The sequence below is a fragment of the Rothia sp. HMSC061D12 genome (assembly GCF_001836735.1).
Taxonomy (GTDB): Bacteria; Actinomycetota; Actinomycetes; order Actinomycetales; family Micrococcaceae; genus Rothia.
Map to the genome: position 1 here is coordinate 1 of NZ_KV830300.1, position 1,475 is coordinate 1,475.

At 55.6% G+C, this 1,475-nt stretch carries 2 protein-coding genes; both read right to left on the reverse strand.

Annotated features, from left to right (window positions below; translation table 11 throughout):
* Positions 1 to 42: 42 nt before the first annotated feature.
* Positions 43 to 870, reverse strand: a complete 828-nt coding sequence (locus HMPREF2682_RS00015) for an IS3 family transposase (protein WP_246827223.1) — start codon at positions 868 to 870, stop codon at positions 43 to 45.
* 32 nt (positions 871 to 902) lie between these two features.
* Entirely contained in the window at positions 903 to 1,415 is a 513-nt protein-coding gene (locus tag HMPREF2682_RS00020) for a helix-turn-helix domain-containing protein (RefSeq protein ID WP_070830384.1), read from the reverse strand.
* Between the last annotated feature and the right edge of the window lie 60 nt (positions 1,416 to 1,475).

The following is a 1,475-nucleotide window of genomic DNA, read 5'->3' on the forward strand; positions in this document are numbered from 1 at the left end:
TTGAACTGCGCCCCGAAACTTGGACGCTATAAATAGTAACCCCTATACGGCCTCCTGCAGGGCCTGAACCCGGTACTCCACCGGGGTCAGGCCCCTAAGCTTCACCTGACGCCTTACCGTATTCCAATGCGTAATATAGGCGTCAAGGTCAACCTTGAAACTCTCAAAAGTCTGCCAGTCTTGGCCACGAAAAAACTCATCCTTCAGGTGACCGAAAACCTGCTCGGTGGCACCATTGTCGATGCAGTTGCCTTTGCGTGACATGCTCTGGATAAAACCATTATCGGCCAGCGTACTGATGTAGGTCTCGTGCTGATACTGCCACCCCATATCCGAATGCAAAATCGGCTTAGCTCCCTCGGGTTTGGCATCCATGAGTACCTGAAGCATCTCTTGCTGCTGGGCAAGATTAGGGCACATCGAAATGGAGTGGGCGACAATCTCCTTGCTGGCAAAGTCATAAACCGGCGCGAGGTAGGCCTTACCGAAGGAAAGCTTGAACTCGGTGACGTCGGTACCCAACTTCTGCCAAGGACCAGTCGCCGTGAAGTTGCGACCGATGATGTTCTCAAAACTTTGCCCCACATCCCCCTTGTAGGAGTTGTACCTGTGATAGGGCCTCTGGCGGCGTATACCGCAACGCAACCCCATCTGACGCATCATCTTCAAGACCGTCTTATCGGCGATGCGTTCCCCTTCCTCAGCGCGCAGGCACATGGCTACCTGCCTGTGACCGCACCCGTTGGGGGTCCGCGAAAAGATCTGTGCGACCTTGGCACGTAGCTGCACTCTGGTTGGCTGCTGGGGGTGAGCCAACGCGTAGTAGTAGCTCGACCTGGCAAGGCCAGCAGCTTCGAGGAGATCACGCACCGCGTGTCCCTGCCCTGAAAGCTCAGCGACCACTAGGGCTTTGTCCCGGTTTGGGAGCGCTTCTGCGCCTTCAGGGCAATCGATTTTTTTAGGTATGCCACCTGTGCCTCAAGCTTGCGCACACGCTTCTCGAGTTCCTCCTCACGCGTTGGCGGCACCGCCCGCACCGACCCCTTTGGCCTGCCCTTGGGCTTAGGCTTAAGCGCCTGCGCGCCGCCTTCACGGTATAGCCTGCACCACTGCTTCAACGGTGTTGCGCTTGCAATACCGAAATGCACCATCGCCTCAGGCTTGCTCATCCCACCATCAACTACAGCCTTCGCTGCGGCGACCTTGGTCTCATAGTCGTATTTGGTGTGCTTTACTCCCATGGCAAGAAGTCCGTCCCTCCCGATGACGTGGTACATTTTCTGCCACTCTCTCACAGTCGCGGCAGACACACCAAGCCTTTTGGCGGTCAAATCATAGCCGAACCCCCTCTCAAACATCTCCACTGCCTGCTTCCGAAGCAAACAATCATGCCTCATTCCCAGATTCATAGACATGAAAAGCCTCCCGTTCGTTGGACTTTAATTTCGATGTCCAAGAAACGGGAGGCAGTTCAC

What these genes read in the sequence shown, in the direction of transcription:
- HMPREF2682_RS00020 (WP_070830384.1), bottom strand. Translation starts at nt 1,415, where the DNA reads ATGTCTATGAATCTGGGAATGAGGCATGATTGTTTGCTTCGGAAGCAG.